Raw genomic sequence first — 19,414 nt, 5'->3', positions numbered from 1 at the left:
AACGAGCGTTTCACCTAACTAAATTACATAACTATCCATTGCACCCTAGAGTAAATTCGTCCAGAATTTTCGAGCTCACTAGAAAGCACCTCATTAATCCTTGACATCCGCCTAAAGCTTTAGGCAAACACGATGCTGTTCACTCAGGTGTTTTCACAAGATGTGAAGATTTTTAGCCTGAGTTCCTCTATTTCAGCGGTGTTTGTACGCCAATTGAATAGAAAAAAAATCGCATTCATCTCGCCACATATAGAGAGGTGGGAGTAATCTGTACCTGACGCTGCGGTTTCTCAGTAAAGATTTGCTCAATCAAGATAAATCTGTTAATCCTCATTATATTGTAATTCTTTATCTAACCCTTCAGCAAATAAACCATAGACATAGCGTTCTGCATCAAATGGCTGAAGATCATCCATCTTCTCACCAAGACCTACAAACTTAACAGGAATGTGTAATTTATTACGGATTGCGAGGACAATACCACCTTTTGCTGTACCATCTAGCTTCGTTAAGACTATTCCTGTAACATTTGTCGCTTCCTTAAACGTTTGGGCCTGCACAAGTGCATTTTGGCCAGTAGTTGCATCTAAAGCCAATAATACTTCATGTGGTGCATTTGGTATTTCACGCGAAATGACACGATGTACTTTTTCAAGCTCATTCATTAAATTGACTTTGTTTTGCAAACGTCCAGCTGTGTCACAAATTAACACATCTGCTTTGCGATTTTTAGCTGCACGAATAGCATCATACATCACTGCTGCTGGGTCAGAACCCTCTGATTGTTTAATTACTTCACAGCCAACACGGTCACCCCATACTTGTAATTGATCGATGGCTCCAGCACGGAACGTATCACCCGCAGCCAAAACAACCGTTTTACCCTGCGATTTCAAACGATGTGCGAGTTTACCAATTGTTGTTGTTTTCCCAACGCCGTTGACTCCAACAAATAAGATCACTGTTAGCTCACCATCGGGCTGCATGTTTAAATCAATTAAATCTTCTTCACCCTGCTCATAAATTTCAACAAGCTTCTCAGAAATCACTGCTTGGATGCCATTTGTATCTTTAATATTCTTTCGTTGAACCTCAAAACGTAATTTTTCCATTAGCTCCATCACTGTTTCAAAGCCAACGTCAGCCTGCAGTAATAAATCTTCTAGCTCTTCAAAGAAATCCTCATCCACTTTTCGATAACGTGCCACTAAATCGTTTACTTTCGAGGTAAAGGAATTTCGCGTTTTTTCCAGACCCGCTTTGAATTTTTGTGTAATGGACCATGCAGAAGGTTTTTTCTCTTCCACAAGCGCAACCTCTTGCACTTCTTGCTGCTCCGGTTCCTCCTCTAATTCAGGAAGTTCCGTTTCAATAGGACTCTCTGTTTTTGAAGTCTCTACCTTGTCAATCTCTTCTACAGTTGTTTCGATAAGAGCAGGCTCTGCGGAATCCTCAAGCTTCTGCGCATCGGCAATCCTAGCCTCATTTTCATTAACTTCTACAACTTTTTCTTCTTCTGCTGGATTACCCATCAGCTTATCTTTTAAACGTTTAAAAAAACTCATGCTTGTTCGCTCCTTTGCTCCGCAAGTACGGGTTCATCTTCTAATTTCACTGATACAAGTTTCGAAACACCTGACTCCTGCATTGTAATTCCATACAATACATCTGCTCCCTCCATCGTTCCTTTACGATGCGTGATAACAATGAATTGTGTGTCATGGCTAAATTTTTTCAAGTATTGACTATATCGAACAACATTTGCCTCGTCTAACGCAGCCTCTACTTCATCCAAAATACAGAAAGGTACAGGTCGTATATTTAAGATGGAGAACAATAATGCGATGGCAGTAAGTGCACGCTCACCACCAGAAAGCAAACTTAGATTTTGCAATTTTTTCCCTGGAGGTTGGGCCACAATTTCTATACCTGTTTCAAGTAGGTTTTGAGGCTCCAATAATACTAAATCTGCTTGCCCACCGCCAAATAATTCACGGAATACACGTTTAAATTGATCACGTATAGCATAAAATGTTTCGCTAAATCGTAATGTCATCTCCTCGTCCATTTCTTTAATGGCTTCATGCAATGTTTCCTGAGCAGCAAGCAGATCCTCACGTTGCTCTGTTAAGAATAAATGACGTTCTAGCACTCTATCATATTCTTCAATTGCACCCAAATTAACTGGACCAAGCTCTTCAATTGATTTTTTCAAGAGCTTCACTCTACGACGCATATGCTCTTCATCTATAATTTCTATCGCAATCTCCTCAGCCTCCTCAAGGATTAGCTGATAGTTTTCCTCTAGCTGCTCATTAAAACTTTTAATTTCAAATTCTAAGCGACTCTGCTTTAGCTCATTTGCACGTATTGCTTCAAGGTAACCTTTATGTATACGTTGCAATTCTTTAAGCTGTTCCTCTAAAGCAGCAAGTTGCTGTTGTTGTGCTACTTTTTCATCCTTTTTCTGAGTAATCGTGTTTTGTAACGACTCTCTTCTCTCTTTCCAAGTAGCAACCTGTTCCTCTACTTCTTCATCACTTAACAGTTTTGTTGACTCATCTGATTGTAACCAGATTATTTCCTGAGAAATACTATTCATCTTTTGCTGAGTTTTGTTTAATTGCAAAGCTATTTCTGCTGTAGCAATTTGTACTTGTGACATTTGCTCTTGGATAACTGCTAATTGGGAGCGTTTTTCTGCCAATTGTTCACGCAGTACATCTTTCTCCGTTTCGCTCTGTAGCTTTATTTTACTAAGATGCTCAACAGTACCATTAATCTCTAATAGCTCTGTCGCAAGGGTTGTTAAACGATTTGTAGCCACTTCCCTTTGAGCTAAAAGTGTTTCCTCTCGTGTCTTAACATCTTGTGTCTCATTTGATGCATAGGATACACGTGCAGATAAGCTTTTCTCGACAACCTCAAGCTCCCGAATACGACTTGCCTGTTGTAATTCGTCCTTTCGAAGCTGCTCACCTTCAAGTTTCAATTGTTCTACTTGATCTCGCAATGCTGCTAGCTTCTCCTTTTCCACTGAAACAGCCTTTTCAGCACTAAGAATAGATGCTTCCAAAGCTTCTAATTTGACAATTAGACCATCTAATTCGGCCTTTCTTGTAAAAAGTGAAGATTGTTGCTTCGTTGCACCACCAGTCAATGAACCACCTGCATTAACAATATCACCATCAAGTGTCACCACACGATAACGGAAGCTGCATAATCGAGCAATTTGACTCGCACCCTCTAAGCTAGATGCAACAATTACATTGCCTAGAAGATTCTCAACAATTGTACGATTATCCTCATGGAATGTCACAAGTCCATCTGCCATTTGCACAAAGGCAGGATGCTCTATTGCTAATTGAATTGTAGATGGATTGATTTTACGTGATTTTATAACTGTCTTTGGTAAAAATGTTGCACGACCAGCTCTTTTTTGCTTCAACCAATGTATTGCCTGCTGAGCATGACGCTCATCGGAGGTCACAATATGTTGAGAAGCTGCACCTAAGGCTGTTTCAATCGCTTGAGAGTATTTTCCATCTACTTGGATTAATTCTGCGACAGCCCCCTCAATACCTACCAAATCCCCTTTATCACGTGCAAGTAATACTTCTTTTACACCTTGGAAGAAACCTGAAAAGTCAGCTTCTAGCTCTGCCAATGTTTCCTTTCTAGCCTTAAGCTGCTGTTGGTGTTGATAAGCTTTAAAAAGCATATCCTGCTTTTCATTAAAAGATGTATTGACCTTTTTAAGCTCTATTTGCAATGATTCGTACTGTTCAAGCTTTCCATGCAGTTCCTTTGTTGTGATATTGTGAGCCACAATTAGCTTATCTTTTTCTGCAATACTTTGCGCAAGCTCTTGTCCGATTTCATCCGTTTGATCTGACATTCGTGCTGCCATCACTTTTTGCTGTGCCAATTGCTGGTCAATATTCTTTAATTCATTTTTAATCGTTGCTTCTTCATTTAAGGAGTCAATATAGCGGTTTTTTTGCTCTTCAATCTCTTGCTCAATTTCAGTAACAGAGCGATTTAATGATTGTTCCAATTGCTTGATGCTCTGTTTTAACACCTGTACGTCTTGTTGCTTCTCTGTAAATAGCTCTTTTTTTTCTACTTCTTGTAAAATCAGAGCCTCTACCTCAGCCTTTGTTTCCTCTAATGAGGCGTTCAATTGTAGCAATTGATTAGATGCATTTTGCCGCTTCTCTGCCATCAGTGCCTTACGACCATCCCAACGTTCGACTTCCATTGTCGCATTCACAAAGTCAGCTTGTGTAGTGTCTAAGTAGTCATCGAGCTCCTTTAACAGTTTACGAATACTTGCTGTTTGTTTTTCAACAGTAGCAATGGAATGGGCTTGTTTTTGCTCTGTCTCAGATAACTCTGTGAACTCAGCTTCAAGAGCATGCAAAGATTGTGCACAATTTTTCAAATCGTGCACAAGTATAGTGATATCAAAATCTTTTAACTCTGTAGACATTTGCACATAATCTCTTGCACTTGATGCCTGAATTTCAAGTGGTTCAAGTCGACTATCTAATTCATGTAATATATCTAACACACGATATAAATTTTCATCTGTTTCAACAAGTTTATGCTCTGCCTTTTTCTTTCTCAGTTTGTACTTTAATACGCCAGCTGCCTCTTCGAAAATCGAACGTCGGTCATCGGGTCTGCTATTTAAAATCTCATCAACACGGCCTTGCGAAATTATTGAAAATGCCTCTTTCCCAAGACCTGAATCCATAAACAAGTCCGTAATATCCTTCAGGCGACACTGTTGGTTATTTAATAAATATTCACTATCACCTGAACGGTATACGCGTCTTGTTACGCTGACCTCTGTATATGAAAAAGCAAGTTGTTCATCTGTATTATCTAAAACTAATGTTACCTCCGCAAAATTTAGCGGCTTTCGAGAATCGCTGCCAGCAAAAATAACATCCTCCATCTTAGAACCACGTAACGACTTTGCCGATTGCTCCCCAAGTACCCAACGAATAGCATCAGTGACATTACTTTTCCCACTGCCATTTGGTCCGACAACTGCTGTAACACCAGGTACAAAATCAATTCCAATGCGCTCCGCAAAAGATTTAAAGCCAATCACTTCTAGTCGTTTTAGGAACATTTATTAAGCCTCCTCTTTCGCAGCTTGCTCACGCATTGTTCGCATTGCACTCTGTGCAGCTTGCTGCTCGGCTTCTTTTTTCGATTTCCCTCGACCAATACCAAGCTCCTGTCCATTCAATAGAACACTTGATACAAAGGTACGGTTATGTGCAGGACCCTTTTCATCAATAATTTCGTAATGAAGTAATCCGTTATTTGTTTGTTGTACCATTTCTTGCAATTGACTTTTAAAATCCATCACATGCGAAAAAGCACCGATTTCTACTTTTGGGAACACGATACGTTCTAAAAATGACACGACCGTTTGTAAATCTTGATCTAAATAAAGAGCACCTACAAATGACTCAAAAACATCAGCAAGTAGCGCTGGGCGTTCCCGTCCACCTGTCAATTCCTCACCTTTTCCTAGTAATACGAAACGACCAAAACCTAATTCATTTGCAAAAATAACAAGAGATGGCTCACATACAATAGATGCTCGTAGCTTCGTTAACTCGCCTTCACTCATATTAGGATATTTCTCAAAAAGGTATTTAGAAACAGACAGTTCAAGTACCGCGTCTCCTAAAAATTCAAGACGCTCATTATCCGTAAACAATTTACGGCGATGCTCATTCACATAAGATGAATGCGTGAATGCTTGATACAATAAATTTTTATTAATAAATGTGATATTTAATTCATGCTGTAACAGCTCGAATTGATTGCGTACTTTTTCAGGAAGTACGCCAGATTTCTGCATAGTTCCTTTTCTTTTCATAGCCATTGAACAATCTGCCTTCCTAATAGTTTCTACCGTATTAGTGTACCTTTTTCAAGGCGTTTATGCAAAAGTATTTCAACTTAAATACAATGTTTTGGAAGTTTTTTTGCGAATTATTTTCCAAAACAAAAAAAGGGACGACGATAGTTCAAAAAATGAACCATTTCGCACCCTTTTAAATACATCTTAGCAATATAAATCTGCTCTTTTAACGAAAAAAGAGTAGTAATAATTTCTACCAGAGGCTTTAACTTTATTTAACTAGCCCATACATATTAAATAAAAACGATAACCGCATTTATGACTAAATCTATTAAAGCGCTAAATAAAGTTAAAACGAAATTAGTTTACTTTACTTTCAATGTATGAAATTGCAGAACCTACTGTTGAGATTTTTTCAGCATCTTCATCAGAAATTTCCATATCAAACTCGTCTTCAAGCTCCATTACAAGTTCAACTACGTCTAATGAGTCAGCACCTAAATCATCACGGAAAGAAGCTTCTAGTGTTACTTCGCTTTCTTCAACACCTAAACGGTCCACGATTACTTTTGTTACGCGCTCTAATACTGTAGACAAATCATTCACCTCCCCTCAAATGATTATACAAAAAAAACTTATTGATGACTAATTGAATTTACATCACCATGCCGCCATCTATATGCAATGTCTGACCCGTCATATAATTTGCATCATCTGAAGCTAGAAAAGCCACTGCCTTTGCAATATCTTCTGGCTGCCCAAGCTTTGCCAGAGGAATTTGAGTTAGCATTCCCTGCTTTAATTCTTCTGATAATTGATCCGTCATTTCTGTTTCGATAAATCCTGGTGCTATCGCATTTACTAAAATATTTCGTGATGCTAATTCCTTTGCTGTTGTTTTTGTTAATCCAATTACACCAGCCTTGGCAGCTACATAATTTGCCTGTCCAGCATTACCAGCAACCCCAACGATAGAAGAAATATTAATAATGCGTCCCGCTCGCTGCTTCATCATTTGACGTGTTACAGCTTTGGTGCAAAGGAACACACCTTTAAGATTTGTAGCTAACACGTCATCCCATTCGTCTTCCTTCATACGCATTAACAAGTTATCACGTGTGATTCCTGCATTATTCACTAAAATATCAAGTGAGCCAAATGTCTTCACCGCTTTATCCATTAATGCTGTAACTTCCTCTGTTTGTGACACACTCGCTTGTACGGCAATAGCCTCTCCGCCATTTTCTTGAATCATTGTGACAACCTCTTCTGCCTTTGCCTGCGAGCCACTATAGTTAACCACAACTTTAGCTCCTTCATCAGCAAGCTTCAACGCAATAGCGCGTCCTATTCCACGCGAAGCACCTGTTACAACGGCTACCTTACCCTCTAATTTACGCATTAATTGTCCACTCCTTTGCCGCTTCTATCACTGCCTCTAATGATGCTTCATCATAAACACAATAAGTCGCAACAGAGCGATCGATTTTTTTCACTAGGCCGCTTAATACTTTGCATGGACCACATTCTATAAAGACATCAACACCTTGTGCAATCATTTCTCGCACAGAAGCTTCCCACTGTACAGCACTATAAACTTGTTCTACTAATTCTTGTTGAATAGCAGAGACATTTTCTAATTCTTTTGCCATGACATTACCGATTACTGGAATCTGAGGCTCTGATAATAATATTGCTGCTAATGTTGCTGCTAATTTATCAGAGGATGGACGCATTAACTCTGAATGGAACGGACCACTAACAACTAAAGGAATTGCTCGTTTTGCACCTGCTTCCTTCGCAGCTACAGAAGCTTTTTCAACGCCTTCTTTTGTACCAGAAATAACGATTTGTCCTGGACAGTTAACATTCGCTACTTGAACCGGATTACCTGCTTCAGATACTTTTTCAGTTACTTCATGTAGTCCCTCAAGCTCCATCCCAAGAATGGCTGCCATTGCCCCCTGTCCAGCAGGCACAGCTTCATTCATATATAGACCACGCTTATGCACAACAGAAACTGCATCCTCAAAGGATAACACGCCTGCTATAACTAGTGCTCCGTATTCTCCAAGTGAATGTCCAGCAGCATAATTTGGCGTAATTCCTGCTGCCTGCAATTTTTCTGCAACCATTACACCAGTTGTTAATAAAGCTGGCTGTGCATGGTATGTTAATGTTAATTCCTCAGCAGGACCCTCTAACATAAGCTTCGATAGTTCAAAGCCAAGTGATTGATCTGCACGATTATAAAAGGCCTTGCTTTCGGCTGAATTTTCAACAAACTCCTGCCCCATACCTACTGCCTGCGAGCCTTGACCAGGAAAAATAAATGCTATTTTCGTCATTCTTCGTTAACCCCTTTTTAATCAATTATGCCTCGGAATAATTGCGTCCAGAATCGGCTTTGTGCTTAGGCCTGCGTGAGGGCCGACACGATGTCGGTCATTTCGGTAAAGCCACAGGACGTGGCGTTTTTTACCGATGCAGGTCAGTTAGCCGTTATCGCATGGATGCGATGGTTTTAGGCTAACACCCTTTAAGAACTCCTTTCCGATTCCATGGCATTCGCCGGAGGCTTTAACTTCTTTCAACTGAAAGAAGTTAATCAATTTCTAAGTGACGTACTGTCTCTGTAATCGTTGAGATCACTGTATGCTCTACCATTGTACTTGCTTGACGAATTGCACTGTAAATGGCTTTTGCATTGGATGAACCATGTGCCTTAATAACAGGTGCCTGTAAGCCAAATAAAGCTGCACCACCATACTCTGTATAATCCATTTTATTTTTCAAATCACGTAAATTATTTTTCATAAGGGCTGCGGAAATTTTTGTTTTTGTAGAAGACATAAATGCTTCCTTCAGCATTGAAAATAAAGCGCCCGCTGTACCTTCAATCGATTTCAGCACCATATTTCCTGTAAAACCGTCAGTTACAACAACATCCGCTACCCCTTCTAGTAAATCACGTGCTTCCACATTGCCAATAAAGTTTATATCCGCTTCTTTTAACAGTTCAAAAGCAGCTTTTGTTAATTCATTCCCTTTTTTATCCTCAGTGCCGATATTAAGCAACCCAATACGTGGCTTTTGTAAGCCACCTACCTTTTTGGCATAAATATCACCCATAATTGCATATTGCAATAAATGCTCAGGACGTGCATCAGCATTTGCCCCAAGATCTAGCATTAAAAAACCCTTACCATCTAATGTTGGTAATGTAGTCGCAAGCGCAGGTCTAGCAATCCCTTCAATTCGCCCGACTTTAAACAGGCCTCCTGCCATTAAAGCTCCCGTATTGCCTGCAGAAAGACATGCATCTGCTTTCCCTACTTCCACTGCATCCATTATTTTCGCCATAGAAGAATCCTTTTTACGACGAACAGCGCGTGCTGGATCGTCAGTTCCTTCCACAACTTCTTCACAATGTATAACAGTCAATCTGTCATGTATTTTTAAAAATGGCTCAAGCTTTTCTTGCTGACCATATAATTGTATCTCTAAATTTGGAATTTGCTCTAATGCCAATAGCGCACCTTCAACAACTGATTTTGGTGCGTTGTCTCCACCCATTCCATCAAGCGCTAATTTCATTGTTGTTCACCTTAACCTTTCGTGCGGTACATATCAAATTCACCAACAAAAACAGTTTCACCATTAACCGTAGATGTTACCTCTACTTTTGTTCGATGATTTTCATCATCACGTGCGATAACAACTGCCTTTGTAATAACACGATCTCCAGCTCTAACAGGTTTCACAAATGTTATATTCGAATGCACTGTCAATGCCAGTTCATCATCAATAACCGCTACCGCTAATGAGTTTGCCTGTGCGAACAAATGATGTCCGCGTGCGATGCCATTGCGCTGAAAAACATGCTCTTCTTTTACGTCAAAAATAGATAACGCACGATTATCCAATTCAATATCAATAATTTCACCGATTATTTCATCAATCGGAAGTGATTTCACTTCATTTTCATAGGTTTTCGAAGCAACATCTTTAATTCGCTCTCGCAATTCCGGAATTGCTAATTCCATGCGATCTAAACGAATCGTTTGGACACTCACCTGAAACTGTGTTGCAAGCTGTTCATCTGTGACGAATGGATTTTCAGCTATCGTTTCAGATAATAGTCGCTGTCGCTCTTTTTTCGTTTGTCTCAACATCATTCGCCACCCTTTTAGTTGTTATTAGCACTTGGTACTAATATCAGTATATAGACTATAAAAAAAGAATGCAAGACCTGTTTTCAAAACAAGTCCTTACATTCCGTTGATAGCATCCGAATGATTATTAATCGAAACGTTCTCCTTGCAATACTCCTGACTGTTCAAGCATTGCCCGTAAAGCCTGATAATCATCATGATGCCAAAAAGCATCTGTCTTAAGTATCTCGATAGCATCTTTTCTCGCAGTCTCAAGAATACGATAATCATGCACTAAATCTGCTACTTTAAAGTCTGGCAGACCACTTTGCTTCCGACCAAAAAAATCTCCTGGTCCCCGTAGCTCCAAATCTTTTTCAGCCAGCCTGAATCCATCATTCGTTTCCGTCATTGACTGCATTCGCTCTTTCCCTTCGTCTGATTTTGGGTCAGCTAGTAATACACAATACGACTGGTGCTCCCCACGTCCAACACGCCCTCGCAGCTGATGTAATTGTGCTAGCCCAAAGCGTTCTGCATCATAAACAAGCATAAAAGTTGCATTCGGTACATTCACCCCAACCTCAACCACTGTTGTTGAGACAAGTACATCTATTGCTCCCTCACTAAAGGCACGCATAACAGCATCTTTTTCATCAGCTGTCAGACGACCATGCATTAATCCAACATGGTATCTACCGCTAAAATACGTGGCAAGCTGCTCATAAATCTCAACTGCATTTTGGACATCAAGCTTATCTGATTCCTCGATGAGCGGACAAATCGCATAAGCCTGTCTACCAGCAGCAAGTTCCATTTCAAGCTTTGACAGTACAGAGCCAAATTGCTCCTTTTTCATCCAGTGCGTTTCAATCTGCTTACGTCCTGCTGGCATTTCATCAATAATGGAAACATCCATTTCTCCAAACGCTGTGATAGCAAGGGTACGTGGAATAGGCGTTGCCGTCATAAAAAGCACATCTGGATTATCCCCTTTATCACGCAGGATTCTTCGCTGCTCAACCCCAAAACGATGCTGTTCATCAGTAATAACAAAACCAAGTTTACAAAAAATAACATCCGGCTGAATCAGAGCGTGTGTTCCAATCAAAATATCAATACTTCCATTAGCAAGCTCCTCTAAAAGTAAGCGGCGCTCTTTTGTTTTTGTTGAACCAGATAGTAAAGCAACACGTACACCAAACGGCTCAAACCATTCAGCCAAGTTTTCAGCATGTTGTTCTGCTAATATTTCTGTCGGCGCCATCAACGCTCCCTGAAAGCCTGCAGTTACAGCCCCATAAAGGCAGATTGCCGCAACGACCGTTTTCCCTGACCCTACATCTCCCTGAAGTAAACGATTCATACGATGTGGTTCCTTCAGATCTTTGCAAATTTCATTAACCACACGTTTTTGGGCAGCTGTTAATTCATAAGGTAATGATGCAATGAAGGCACGCAGTTTTTGTAAATCATATTGTATAATGGTACCATGCTCACTATCCTTTCTAATTTTACGTAAAGCTTGAATTCGCAGCTGAAAGAAGAGTAACTCTTCATAGGCAAAGCGTCGTCTAGCCTGTTTTGCATGTTCAGCATCGAGAGGGAAATGAATTCCTTCAAGACCATCAGCTATTGGAGCAAGCTTATAGGCCTCTTGTAAATGTAATGGAATAGCATCTAGTATCTCTGCGCCAATGTCATCTAACGCCTGTCGCATATATTTACGAAATCGTTTTTGCGGAATCAAGCCTTTTAAGCTATAGACAGGCTCAAAGTCAACTTGCTCTGTCTTTGGACCAAATGTAACAGATGTTCCATTGATTACCTGTCTGCCTCTGTCCCACTTACCTGTGACCGTAATAATAGCTCCGGGAATAAGCTTTTGCTTTAAATAGCCTTGATTAAAAAACACAACCTTTACTAAATGGCGACCTGCCAGCACTGTCACCTGTAATCTTGATTTATTGCGACCTAAAAACAATATTGTCGGCTCACGTTCAACTTTACACTCAACGGTAACACGCTCATTATGTGGTGTTTGTGCCAAATCCTTTAACCGAAAATCCTCATGCCTATGTGGAAACGTCCATAATAAATCTGCTATTGTCTCGATGCCTAATGCCTCTAAATGTCCTGCAGTTTCCTTCCCGATTCCCTTTAATCCGGTGACTGGACTCGTTAAATCAGTCATCTTGTACGACAACTCCTTTCATGATGCTGGCTATATCAATTTCGCCTTGGCGTAATTGTAGCTGCCGCTTCGCTTTCGCACAGATAAACAATGCGTCCGGATTTTGAATTGTGCTCAGGCCTGCACGATGCAGGTCAGTTAGCCGTTTTCGCAGGATGCGAAGGTTTTAGGCTAACATCCTTTTATTCATTCCTTTGAAAATCCGTGACATCCGCCGGAGGCTTTAGGTCAACATGATGTTGGTCACTCAGTCGTTGCCACAGGACGTGGTGTTCTTAGACTGAGTTCCGCTATTTCAGTAGGTGTTTGGACACCCACTGAAAAGGAACCAAAACCGCTTTCATCTCACCACATGTAGAGGTGGGAGTCTTCTGCTGAATGAAGATAAGTTAAATGTTCTATGTAGTTAATAGCTATTTCATTTACACTGTATCATAAATCTACGGTCTTTCCTTACAATAAACATTTTCAAATGCACTAAAAAATCCCTACCTCAAATTGAAGGTAGGGCCTTTCAACATTTCTATTCTACATATTGTTTAAAAATGTAAATGTTCCTATCATATTGGTTTGTTAATTTCACAGGAAAAACGAGTAATTTCATTTACATATGCTTCATCTACTTCTATGCCTAGTCCTGGCTTATTACTAAATTGAATGACATCTCCATTATAGTGGACCTTAGCCACATCCTTTATAAACATGAGGGGACCGACCATCTCATTTGTTTGAATAATGTTTTTACTCATCGCTAGATGTGCTCCAGCCATTGTACCGATAGCTGATTCAACCATCGAACCAACTTGACATGGCATGTCGGCTGCCTCTGCTAAACTCGCTAAAGCTAAAGCAGGATAAATGCCACCAGATTTCATTAGTTTAATATTAAGCATATCAGCTGCTCGCATCTCAATAACATTCACTAAATCGTAAATATTATGTACACCCTCATCAATCATTACTTTATTATTTACAACAGATCTAATTTCTTTTAAAGCTCTTATATCATGTGCCTTCACTGGCTGCTCATACCAATCCACATGACAATCAGTCGTTTCGCGTATTACCTTTAATGCCTCAATTCTATTCCAGCCTTGATTAGCATCAACACGAAGCTGAATAGTGTTTCCTATAGCATTTCTGACAGCTTTGATTCGTTCAATATCAGTGTCTGCGTTGGTACCTACCTTCATTTTTATATTCCTAAAACCTGCTGCCACAAAACTCCGTGCATCTTCCGCCATTTCCTGAGGATCTTTAATACTAATTACTCGTGGAACCTGTAGCTCCTCATGTGCTTTCCCACCAATTAATTGATATACTGGCTGCCCTGTAATTTTTCCCATTAGATCATAGATAGCTATATCTAGTGCAGCTTTTGCAGAAGGAACGCCATTTATCTTATGATTAAATTTTTGATGAATGCGATCAATAGCAAATGGGTCTTCATTTATAATTAATGGAGCTAATTCATGTTTAATAATTTGATAAGTACTTTCCCAAGTTTCTCCTGTTACATTTTGATCTGGAACAGCCTCACCCCATCCTACTATCCCCTTATCCGTTTCAATTCTTACAAATATGGTTGGCATATCATCTAAATGAACATATGAAATGATAAAAGGTTCTTTTAATAATAATCGCGCAGCAAACACTTCAACTTTCTTTATTCTCATGTTTAACATCCTTTCTACTTCATGCAAATCCTTTATTGATAATGATTTACTAGTTCAATAAATAACTTTATCGCATCAGGAAACACATCTTCATCAAGATCAAACTTTGGATGATGATGTGGATATTGACTCTTTTCTCCACCCATACCGACAAAGATGAAGGTACCAGGTTTTTTCTGTAAATAATAGGAAAAATCCTCCCCTCCCATAACTGGATTAACCAATTCAAATACTTCATGCCCAAATTCTCTGCAAACAATGTTTTCCACAAATTTTGACTCATTTGGATCATTTATAAGCGGTGGGGTGCCTATTATAAAACGAATCTTTCCTTCTGCACCAAAAGCTTGACATATTCCCTCTGTTAAATTGACCATTTTTGTTTGAATGATATTGACTGTTTCTGGCGTCAATGCTCTTATTGTTCCTATTAATCTCGCTGAATCAGGGATAATATTATACGTTGTACCAGCTTGAACATTTCCTACTGTAATAACTCCTGCTTCAATTGGATTTATGCTTCTGCTTATTATACTTTGAAAGGCTTGGATTAAACTGCTTGCAATATAGATGGGATCAATTGTTTCATGAGGCATTGATCCATGGCCACCGTATCCTTTGATATCAATTTCAAAATCATCAATGGAAGCCATCATTGGCCCATGAGTTAACCCAATTTTTCCTTTTTCAAGACCCTGCCATAAATGAATACCAAAAATAGCATCTATTCCTTCTAAAATACCTTGTTTAATTAGTAAGTCAGCTCCACTTGGTGTGATTTCTTCTGCAGATTGGAATATGAGTACAACATTTGGTTCAACCTCATTTCTCGATAGCCATTCAGCAACAGCTAGTAATATTGCAGTATGACCATCATGACCACACATATGAGCAATCCCTGGTTTTTTAGAGATATATGTTTTTTCTCCCTCTTCAACAATCGGCAGCGCATCTATGTCTGCTCTTAGTGCTATAGTTTTCGAACCTTTTGACCCCTTTACTAATCCAACAACACTAGGTGGTCCAAAAGACAATATGTCAATATTCAACTCCATCAATCTATTTCGAATGAATTTACTTGTTTCAAATTCCTGACCAGAAAGCTCAGGGTATTGATGAAGATATCTTCTGTCTTCAATTGCTCTTTTTGTCAAAGACTCTAAATTTATGATTTCCATTAGTAAAACTCCTTTTTAAAACGGCCCATACTGAATAATCTGCGCAATAATTAGTGATACAACAGCAACCGTAACCTGCAATAACATGAAAGGTAGAATCCATCTTATCCATTTCCCCCATGGTATCCCTGCAATGGAGAGTCCAGCCATAAGAAATCCGACTGTCGGAAAAATGATATTAGACATACCATCACCAAATTGATAAGCAAGAACTGCCGTTTGCCTTGTAACACCGATCATATCAGATAAAGGAGCCATGATTGGCATAGTTAAGGCAGCTTGTCCGCTCCCTGATGGCACCAAAAAATTCAAAAATAGTTGGAAAACAAACATACCTACCGCATTTAATGCTGGAGGAATAGTATCAAGTATTGAGGCTGTATGATATAAAATAGTATCGATAAGCCCGGAATTATTAAAAATAACAAGAATCGTTTGAGCTAACCCAATAATTAATGCACCACCAATTAAATCTCCCGCACCTTTCATAAAGGAATTAGCAATTCGAGATGGCGATAGCTTTCCAATAAGCCCCATTAAAATACCAAATAATAAAAACAAGCCAGCTATTTCAGTAATATACCATCCTAATTTTATGACACCATACATCAGGACAACGAAATTCAAGATAAATGTTAACATAACGAGCTTATGACTTAATTTCATCTTGATTGACTGATTCGCAAGCCCCTCCTTATTGCCAAATTTAAAATTTCCATAGAAACCGAGTGAAGGGTTATTTTTTACCTTCCTAGCATAGCGATAGACATAAACGGTAGCTGTGACATATAAAATGACAAAAATGATAAGACGTAAAGCAATACCAGAGAACAGTGGCAGTCCAGCTATTTCTTGCGCTATCCCGACAGTGAATGGATTCATTACTGCTGCTGAAAAGCCAACTGATGCTCCAAGAATGACAATAGCGAATCCTGTAATAGCATCAAAGCCCAAAGCAATGGCAAGTGGGACAAGTATACCCACATAAACGATTGTTTCATCAGACATTCCCATTAATGAACCTGCACATGCGAAAAATAACATTAACACGGGAATAATCAACATCTCACGCTTTGCCATTTTCACTGACAGCATTGCAATAAACGATTCTAATGCCCCTGTTGCTGAGAGTATTCCAAAGGTTCCCCCAACAATTAAAACAAAGAAAATAATACTCGCACCCTGCATCATACCAGAATGAATACTGCTAAAAACATCCAAAAATCCTATTGGGTTCATATCCGTGTAAGTAAAGGTCCCTGGCTGGATCACTTCTCGTCCATTCAATTCTTCTCGTTGAAACTCACCTGCCGGAATGATATACGTCAACACAGCCGATAGAATGATAAGGCAAAATATTAAGACATATACATTTATTCCTTTCTGTTGATCATTTAATTCTATATCTTTTTTAGTTACAAATTTACCCATAAGCAGTCCCCCATTTTATAAACGCTTTTATTTCTCCCACAACGTCATCCCCTTTTTTTGAAATTTCCGTCTTCTAAATTGTAAGTGATAGTATCGAAAATAAAAAATTGCTATTTCTAATAGTAACTATTGATAAATTTACATATAGATAAAGAACATTTCCTATGTTTCCCTATTTATGTTATTAAAAATTTGATAATAAAAACGCTCCATTCTACAATACATTTGCAGAAAAGAGCGATGGTCATTTCATTTTTATATTTAAATCGTTCGCCAAGTATCTTTCACTAAATCGATAAACGTACTCACATTACTAAATTCCTTAGAATTATGTGGATAAATCAAATATGTTGGTAACCTTTTAGGAAAACGATTTAACACCTGAAGACTTCCCTTATTTACCTCCTTTTTTATCAATATATCACTTAGTAATGCTAAACCCACTTGTCCCACAGCCGCTCTTTTTATAGCCTCTTCACTTCCAAATTCGACAATTGTTTTTGGATCACAATGAATGTCACGAAGGCAACTTCTTATATTATCATCCAATCCGTAGGTTATAAATGGGTATTCATCAAATATTTCCTCAGTTGTTCTGTCCTTTATAATATTAGGGTTACCGACTAGTACTAAATCCTCTTCCTCAAGTAGAACTCCTTCTATACCTGAATAATTAGGCTTTCCTGCTACAAACCCTAAATCTGCCTGATTAGAGCTTACAAGTGCAGCTGTTTCCTTACTGTTCGCACATAGAAGCTTTAAATTTACCTGTGGATATAGCTTTAAAAATGAACCTATAATATGGGATAAATAATATCCACAATAAAATTCTGGAGCGGCAATTGTTAAATGACCATAAGGCTTTTCAAAATTTTTCAAATCCTCCTCCATTTCTTCTAGGATGTTAAATAATTTATCTGTATGCTCCTTTAAAATCTTTCCGACTTGAGAAAGAAACATTTTCTTTCCCATCCTATTGATTAAAGTATGGCCTATTTCATCCTCTAACGCCTTAATTTGCTGGCTAATCGTTGGCTGACTGTAATTTAATAGTTGAGCTGCTTTGGTAAAATTAAGATAAGTCGAAACAACGTGGAATGTTTTTAAATTGCGTAAATCCATTACCTCACTCACACCCTTGTTAGAAAATCAATTTAAATTTTTTTATTAAATATCATACTATCAAAAATAATGAAACGTAAGAGAATGTTATTTCCAAGTATGTAGAGGGTGCTAAAGTACTAACCCATCGTGATAAAATAAACATGCTACCCCATAAATAGATAGCATGTTTAGTCAGCAACTTATTGAATTGCTTTAATACTCTGTAATCCACCATTTTCTAAAATGGCTTTACTGATCGCTTTACCTGTAGGTGTCGCAGCCAAACCACCTCGGGCAGTTTCCTTTAAATTAGGACTCATAGATTGTCCGATACGATACATCGCCCCAATTACTTCATCACAAGGAATACGGCTTGTGACACCTGCGAGGGCCATATCAGCTGCCACAAGTGAATTAGCGGCCCCCATTGCATTTCGTTTCACACATGGGACTTCCACTAACCCAGCTACAGGATCACAAACAAGGCCTAGCATATTTTTAAGTGTAATCGCAAATGCTTCAGAACATTGCTGCGGCGTACCACCAGCCATTTCAACGATAGCTGCCGCAGCCATACCAGCTGCTGAGCCAACCTCTGCCTGGCAGCCACCAGCAGCACCAGAAATGGAGGCATTATTGGCAACCACAAAGCCAAAGGCACCTGAAGTAAATAAATAGCGAATCATTTGCTCACGCGTTGGATTTAACTTATTTTTGACAGCAAATAATGTACCTGGTACAACCCCAGCTGAGCCTGCGGTTGGTGTTGCACATATTGTTCCCATCGCCGCATTAACCTCATTTGTTGCAACCGCCTTGCTGACAGCATCTAATAATAAATCTCCAGATAAAGATTTTCCTTGTGCTATATAAGTTTGAAGTAATACAGCATCTCCACCTGTTAAGCCTGTCACAGACTGCACGCCTTTTAAGCCTCGTTCAACAGCCTCCTCCATGACCGTTAAATTACGATCCATTTGCCCTATAATTTCTTCTCTCGAGCGTCCCGTTATTAACATTTCCTGCTCAATCATAATTTCAGAAATTAGTTTTCCCTCTTGCTCTGCTCGTTGAACAAGTTCACGAACATTATGAAACAATACGTCCATAGTAAGACACCCCCTAATTGTTAATTTTTGATACCTTTGTAATATGTGGTATTAATGAAATTTGTTGCAATACTTTTTCCTCTATATTTTGATCGACTTCAATTACCATCAGAGCCATTAATCCTCTCTCAATACGTGAAACCTCCATATGACCGATATTGACATCATGCATCGCTAGGCAATTAGCAACATTGGCAATACAGCCTGCCCGATCATCATGCACTACAAGAATGGCTGGCATTCCCCCAGTTAAACGTAGCTTGAAACCGTTTACTTCACTTACTTCAATTTTACCGCCGCCAATAGAAATACCAACGACAGACATTTCTCCCTCATCATCACCTATGACAAGACGTGCAGTATTTGGATGCTCAGTATTCGCAGTTTCTGGGATAAATTCATAATCTAGCCCAGCTTTTTCGGCTTCAGCAAAAGCTATTTTAATACGCTCATCAAATGTATCAAAATTTAAAAGGCCCCCGATTAATGCAACATCTGTTCCATGCCCTCTATACGTTTCAGCAAATGATCCATATAAGTGAATTTTAGCCCACTTAGGCTGTCTACCAAATAGATCCCTAGCAACACGCCCAATACGAGCTGCCCCTGCCGTATGAGAGGAGGAAGGCCCAATCATAACGGGTCCAATAATATCAAATACTGAAGTAAACTTCATTC

The 19,414-nt window shown here is 39.1% G+C and carries 15 protein-coding genes; all 15 read right to left on the bottom strand.

What is annotated here, in order from left to right:
- Nucleotides 1–323 precede the first annotated feature (323 nt).
- The 15 genes from ftsY to sdaAB all read right to left on the bottom strand — a co-directional run bounded on the left by ftsY (nt 324) and on the right by sdaAB (nt 19,412).
- On the bottom strand, nt 324–1,565 hold the full coding sequence (gene ftsY / locus AC1RNS_RS06740) for a signal recognition particle-docking protein FtsY (RefSeq protein WP_492991558.1): 1,242 nt from the start codon (nt 1,563–1,565) through the stop codon (nt 324–326).
- The gene (gene smc, locus AC1RNS_RS06735) at nt 1,562–5,143 is read right to left on the bottom strand and encodes a chromosome segregation protein SMC (protein ID WP_492991557.1); all 3,582 of its coding nucleotides are present in this window, start codon (nt 5,141–5,143) and stop codon (nt 1,562–1,564) included. The genes ftsY and smc overlap by 4 nt, the downstream gene beginning before the upstream one ends.
- A gap of 3 nt (nt 5,144–5,146) precedes the next feature.
- Complete coding sequence (gene rnc, locus AC1RNS_RS06730; protein ID WP_492991556.1) at nt 5,147–5,911, bottom strand: ribonuclease III; 765 nt, start codon at nt 5,909–5,911, stop codon at nt 5,147–5,149.
- 339 nt (nt 5,912–6,250) lie between these two features.
- Nucleotides 6,251–6,487 (bottom strand): acyl carrier protein, encoded by a 237-nt coding sequence (gene acpP, locus AC1RNS_RS06725; protein WP_403003449.1) that lies wholly within the window; start codon nt 6,485–6,487, stop codon nt 6,251–6,253.
- 58 nt (nt 6,488–6,545) lie between these two features.
- Entirely contained in the window at nt 6,546–7,292 is a 747-nt protein-coding gene (fabG, locus tag AC1RNS_RS06720; protein WP_492991555.1) for a 3-oxoacyl-[acyl-carrier-protein] reductase, read from the bottom strand.
- Nucleotides 7,285–8,238, bottom strand: a complete 954-nt coding sequence (gene fabD, locus AC1RNS_RS06715) for an ACP S-malonyltransferase (RefSeq protein ID WP_492991554.1) — start codon at nt 8,236–8,238, stop codon at nt 7,285–7,287. The genes fabG and fabD overlap by 8 nt, the downstream gene beginning before the upstream one ends.
- 256 nt (nt 8,239–8,494) lie before the next feature.
- Complete coding sequence (gene plsX / locus AC1RNS_RS06710) at nt 8,495–9,487, bottom strand: phosphate acyltransferase PlsX (protein ID WP_492991553.1); 993 nt, start codon at nt 9,485–9,487, stop codon at nt 8,495–8,497.
- Nucleotides 9,488–9,498: 11 nt separating this feature from the next.
- Nucleotides 9,499–10,062 (bottom strand): transcription factor FapR, encoded by a 564-nt coding sequence (fapR, locus tag AC1RNS_RS06705; RefSeq protein WP_492991552.1) that lies wholly within the window; start codon nt 10,060–10,062, stop codon nt 9,499–9,501.
- A gap of 130 nt (nt 10,063–10,192) precedes the next feature.
- The gene (gene recG / locus AC1RNS_RS06700; RefSeq protein WP_492991551.1) at nt 10,193–12,238 is read right to left on the bottom strand and encodes an ATP-dependent DNA helicase RecG; all 2,046 of its coding nucleotides are present in this window, start codon (nt 12,236–12,238) and stop codon (nt 10,193–10,195) included.
- Nucleotides 12,239–12,798: 560 nt separating this feature from the next.
- On the bottom strand, nt 12,799–13,914 hold the full coding sequence (locus tag AC1RNS_RS06695; protein ID WP_492991550.1) for a mandelate racemase/muconate lactonizing enzyme family protein: 1,116 nt from the start codon (nt 13,912–13,914) through the stop codon (nt 12,799–12,801).
- 32 nt (nt 13,915–13,946) lie between these two features.
- Nucleotides 13,947–15,092: a M20 metallopeptidase family protein gene (locus AC1RNS_RS06690; protein WP_492991549.1), complete on the bottom strand. Its 1,146-nt coding sequence runs from the start codon at nt 15,090–15,092 to the stop codon at nt 13,947–13,949.
- 15 nt (nt 15,093–15,107) lie between these two features.
- Nucleotides 15,108–16,523: a YfcC family protein gene (locus tag AC1RNS_RS06685; RefSeq protein WP_492991548.1), complete on the bottom strand. Its 1,416-nt coding sequence runs from the start codon at nt 16,521–16,523 to the stop codon at nt 15,108–15,110.
- A gap of 261 nt (nt 16,524–16,784) precedes the next feature.
- Entirely contained in the window at nt 16,785–17,645 is an 861-nt protein-coding gene (locus tag AC1RNS_RS06680; protein ID WP_492991547.1) for a LysR family transcriptional regulator, read from the bottom strand.
- 182 nt (nt 17,646–17,827) lie between these two features.
- On the bottom strand, nt 17,828–18,736 hold the full coding sequence (gene sdaAA / locus AC1RNS_RS06675; protein ID WP_492991546.1) for an L-serine ammonia-lyase, iron-sulfur-dependent, subunit alpha: 909 nt from the start codon (nt 18,734–18,736) through the stop codon (nt 17,828–17,830).
- Nucleotides 18,737–18,749: 13 nt separating this feature from the next.
- Nucleotides 18,750–19,412, bottom strand: a complete 663-nt coding sequence (sdaAB, locus tag AC1RNS_RS06670) for an L-serine ammonia-lyase, iron-sulfur-dependent subunit beta (RefSeq protein ID WP_492991545.1) — start codon at nt 19,410–19,412, stop codon at nt 18,750–18,752.
- Nucleotides 19,413–19,414: the final 2 nt, after the last annotated feature.

It is taken from the genome of Lysinibacillus sp. GW821-FHT14F06, from assembly GCF_058803665.1.
This window is presented reverse-complemented; position numbering and strand designations above follow the sequence as displayed.